This is a genomic window from Pseudomonas sp., assembly GCF_037994325.1.
GTDB lineage: Bacteria > Pseudomonadota > Gammaproteobacteria > Pseudomonadales > Pseudomonadaceae > Aquipseudomonas.
Window position 1 is genome coordinate 1 of record NZ_JBBNAH010000383.1, and the last position, 4,902, is coordinate 4,902.

A 4,902-nucleotide genomic window follows, 5' to 3' on the forward strand; every position below is an offset into this window, starting at 1 on the left:
GGATAGGGTGTTATGTCCGGAAAAGCGCAACAACAGTCCCGCCTTAAAGAGTTGATCAGCCGTGGTCGTGAGCAGGGTTACCTGACTTACGCAGAGGTCAACGACCACCTACCGGAGGATATTTCAGATCCGGAACAGGTGGAAGACATCATCCGCATGATCAATGACATGGGGATCAACGTATTCGAGAGTGCTCCGGATGCGGACGCTCTGCTATTGGCTGAAGCCGATACCGATGAAGCGGCCGCCGAAGAAGCAGCCGCTGCTTTGGCTGCGGTAGAAACCGATATTGGCCGCACCACCGACCCCGTGCGTATGTATATGCGCGAAATGGGTACGGTCGAACTGCTGACCCGCGAAGGCGAGATCGAAATCGCTAAACGCATCGAGGAAGGCATTCGTGAAGTTATGGGCGCTATCGCTCATTTCCCAGGCACGGTCGACAGCATTCTTTCCGAGTACACCCGCGTCACAACCGAGGGCGGCCGCCTGGCGGAAGTTCTCAGCGGTTACATCGACCCGGATGACGGCATTGCCGCGCCGGCCGAAGTGCCTGTACCTGTGATCAAAGACGGCGCAGCTGCCGAGCCGGAAACCGAAGACGAAGAAGCCGAAGGCGACTCCGACGACGAAGAAGAAGGCGATGGCGGTCCCGATCCGGAAATCGCTCGCGTGCGCTTTGGCGCCGTGGCCGACCAACTGGAAAAAGCCAAGAAAGTGCTGAAGAAGCACGGTCGCGACAGCAAGCAAGGCCTGGCCGAGCTCGCCGAACTGGCCGACTTGTTTATGCCGATCAAGCTGGTTCCCAAGCAGTTCGACGCACTGGTTACCCGTGTTCGTGATGCCCTGGACCGTCTGCGTGCGCAAGAGCGCGCCATCATGCAGCTGTGTGTGCGTGATGCACGTATGCCGCGTGCCGACTTCCTGCGTCAGTTCCCGAGCCACGAAATCGACGAAAGCTGGAGCGAAGCGCTGGCCAAAGGCAAAAGCAAATACGCCGAAGCCATTGGTCGTCTGCAGGTCGATATTCAGCGCTGCCAGCAAAAGCTGATCGCGCTGGAAACCGAAACCGGCTTGAAGCTTTCCGAGATCAAAGACATTAACCGTCGCATGTCGATCGGTGAGGCCAAGGCCCGCCGCGCGAAGAAAGAGATGGTTGAAGCGAACTTGCGTCTGGTGATCTCGATCGCCAAGAAGTACACCAACCGCGGCCTGCAATTCCTCGATCTGATCCAGGAAGGCAACATCGGTTTGATGAAAGCGGTAGACAAGTTCGAATACCGTCGCGGCTACAAGTTCTCGACTTATGCCACCTGGTGGATCCGTCAGGCGATCACTCGCTCGATCGCCGACCAGGCCCGCACCATCCGTATTCCGGTGCACATGATCGAGACGATCAACAAGCTCAACCGCATCTCCCGTCAGATGCTTCAGGAAATGGGCCGCGAGCCTACTCCGGAAGAGCTGGGTGAGCGCATGGAAATGCCTGAGGACAAAATCCGTAAGGTATTGAAGATCGCTAAAGAGCCGATCTCCATGGAAACCCCGATTGGCGATGATGAAGACTCCCATTTGGGCGACTTCATCGAAGACTCCACTATGCAGTCGCCAATCGATGTCGCCACGGTAGAAAGCTTGAAAGAAGCAACTCGCGAAGTACTGGCCGGCCTCACTGCCCGTGAAGCCAAGGTACTGCGCATGCGCTTCGGCATCGACATGAATACCGACCACACCTTGGAAGAAGTCGGTAAGCAGTTCGATGTAACCCGCGAGCGGATTCGGCAGATCGAAGCCAAGGCGCTGCGCAAGCTGCGTCATCCGACTCGAAGCGAGCACCTGCGCTCCTTCCTCGACGAGTAATCGTCGAGAGCAAATACAAAACCCCCGGCCTCGACCGGGGGTTTTGTTTTCTAGGATGGTGCTGGCAAGGCGCCACAAGGCTACACTCGGCGAACAATTACTAGGCTGTCCTGAGGCTGAGTTATGCCGCGACTGCTCGCCACTCTTCTGCTGTGTTTGGCCTACTGGACCGCTCCAGCTCATGCCCTGACGCTTACCCCCGACGAGCAAGCCTGGCTAGACACGCACCCAGTCTTGCGCCTGGGCGTCGACGCCTCCTGGCCGCCCTTCGAATACCGAGACGACCAAGGCACCTACATGGGCCTGGCCGCCGACTACGCCGCACTGATCCAGCAACGCTTGGGCGTAAAGCTACAGCCCATCGAACCCAGCAGTTGGTCAGAGGTACTGCAACAGGCCAAAGCCGGCACCATCAACCTTCTCCCAGGCCTGATGGCGACCCCCGAACGCCGCGAATACCTGAGCTTCACCCGTCCCTATCTGGACTTCCCGATTGTTATCCTCGCCCGCAACGGAGGCCCGCAGCCGCGCGACTTAAAAGGGCTCTATGGCTTGAAAGTAGCGGTGGTCAAGGACTACGCACCCCACGAAGTGCTGCGCAGCCTGCACCCGGATCTGAATTTGCTGCCGGTCGCCAATGTAAACCTGGCCATGCAGGCACTCGCCACCGGCCAAGCCGACGCCTTGGTCGGCGACCTCGCGTCCAGCGTCTGGAGCCTGCGCCAGCTCAAACTCGAGGGTCTGCATATCAGTGGCGAAACGCCCTATCGCTACCAACTGTCCATGGGCGTGCCAAAAGACCAGGCAGTGCTCGCTGGCATTCTCGATAAAGTGTTCGCCGACATGAGCAGCAGTGAAATCGAGTCCCTGCAAGAGCGCTGGGTTGGCGGCGTTCTCGACCAGCGCGAAGTATGGCGGACAACACTGTTATTCGGCATTCCAGCCGTGCTCAGCCTGCTGCTGATCATCATTGTGGTAGTCGCCGTCAACCGTCGCCTAAGCAGTGAGATCGGGCGCCGTACCACCCTCGAGCAAGAACTACGCAACAGCGAACAGCACTACCGCAGCCTGGTCGAGTCCTTGTCGGCGGTTACGTGGGAAGCCGATCCAACAGACTTCAGCTATTCCTACGTATCGCCCCACGCCGAAAAGCTCTTCGGCTACCCGCTAAGCGCCTGGCAAAACCCTGAGTTCTGGCCAAGCGCTTTGCACCCAGATGACTGCGAACAGGCGCTGGCCTACTGCCAACAAGAAACCAGAGCTGGCCGCGACCACACCCTCGACTACCGCATGTACACCGCCGACGGCCGCCTGGTGTGGGTGCACGACATCGTGACCCTGATCGAACACCGCGGCAAAAAGGTGCTGCGCGGGGTGATGATCGATATCAGCCAAGTCAAACAAACCCAGGAACAGCTGCAATTCTCCGAAGAGAAATTCGCCAAAGCCTTCCACGCCTCCCCTGACGGGCTGCTACTCACACGCATGAGCGACGGCCGCATTCTGGAAGTCAACGAAGGCTTCACCCACCTGACCGGCTATAGCAACAGCGACGTCGCCGACCAATCCACCATCGGCCTGGGCCTGTGGCATAACCCGCTGGACCGCACAGCGGTGATGCAACGACTGAAAGACATCGGCACGGTGCGCGACTACGCCGCCTGGATCCGTAGCAAGGCGGGCGAACTGCGCCTGTGCGACATCTCCATGCAGGGCATGCAGATCAAAGGCGAAAGCTGCGTGCTGACCATCGCCCGGGACTTTACCGAGCGCACCCGCACCCAAGAAAAACTCCAGCTCGCCGCCACCGTGTTTGAGAGCACCGCCGAAGGCGTGATGATCACCGACACCGAGCGGCGCATCACCGCCGTTAATCGCGCCTTTAGCGAAATCACCGGTTACAGCGAAGCCGAGGCACTGGGTAACTCGCCAAGCCTGCTCGCCTCCGGCCAACATGACAGCGCGTTCTACGCCGCCATGTGGCACCAATTGGATGCTGCCGGCCATTGGCAGGGCGAGATCTGCAACAAGCGCAAAAATGGCGAGTTATACCCGCAATGGCTGACCATCAGCGCCGTGCGCAATAGCGAAGGTTTGCTTACCCATTTCGTTGGTGTATTTGCCGACATCACCTCGCTCAAACACGCGCAAGACAAACTCGACCACCAAGCCCACCACGACTCACTGACCGGGCTACCCAACCGTCTGCTGTTCGAAAACCGTCTACGCGCCATGCTCGCTGACACCCACGACAACCGCTTAGGCGCCGTACTGTTCCTTGACCTGGACCGCTTCAAACATATCAACGACAGCCTCGGCCACCCCGTCGGCGATCTGCTCTTGCAGGCCACCGCCCAACGCCTACGCAGTCAACTGCGCGACATCGACACCGTCGCCCGTCTGGGCGGCGACGAATTCATCATCCTGCTACCTGGCCTGCACGAAACAGACGACGCCGAGCGCGTCGCGAACAAACTGCTTACCTGCCTAAGCGCACCGTTCCAGGCCGACGGCCACGAGTTCTTTATCACCGCCAGCATCGGCGCCAGCCTGTTTCCCCAAGACGGCAGCGACGTCGCCACCCTGATCAAAAACGCCGATGCCGCCATGTACCGCTCCAAAGCCAAAGGCCGCAACCGCGCCGAGCTCTACACCAGCGACCTGACCGAACAAGCCACCGAACGCATGGCCCTGGAAAACGAACTGCGCCGCGCAGTGGAACGCAACGAACTGAGCCTGCACTACCAACCCAAACAGTGCCTGAGCAGCCGCAAGATCGTCGGCGCCGAAGCCTTACTGCGTTGGCACAGCCCCGTATTCGGCGACGTGTCGCCCGAACGCTTTATTCCTCTGGCAGAAGACAACGGCCTGATCCTGCCCATCGGCGACTGGGTGCTGGCCCAAGCCTGCAAACAAATGGGCGAATGGCAACAACAGCACCAACCGTTCGGCCCGCTCTCCGTCAACCTCGCTGGCGCCCAACTGCGCCAGCCGCGCCTGGTCGAACGCATCGCCAACCTGCTGGCCGAACACCACCTGCAA

Annotated in this window: 2 protein-coding genes; both read left to right on the forward strand. The window is 59.5% G+C overall.

Going from position 1 to position 4,902, the window contains the following annotated elements; translation table 11 throughout:
- The first annotated feature begins 12 nt into the window (after positions 1–12).
- Complete coding sequence (gene rpoD / locus AAAB16_RS13040) at positions 13–1,860, forward strand: RNA polymerase sigma factor RpoD (RefSeq protein WP_340663709.1); 1,848 nt, start codon at positions 13–15, stop codon at positions 1,858–1,860.
- Between the two features lie 123 nt (positions 1,861–1,983).
- The coding region (locus AAAB16_RS13045; protein WP_340663710.1) for a PAS domain S-box protein at positions 1,984–4,902 on the forward strand (2,919 nt) is incomplete at its 3' end.

Coding starts and splice junctions, on each gene's coding strand:
- rpoD (WP_340663709.1), top strand. CDS start 13: ATGTCCGGAAAAGCGCAACAACAGTCCCGCCTTAAAGAGTTGATCAGC.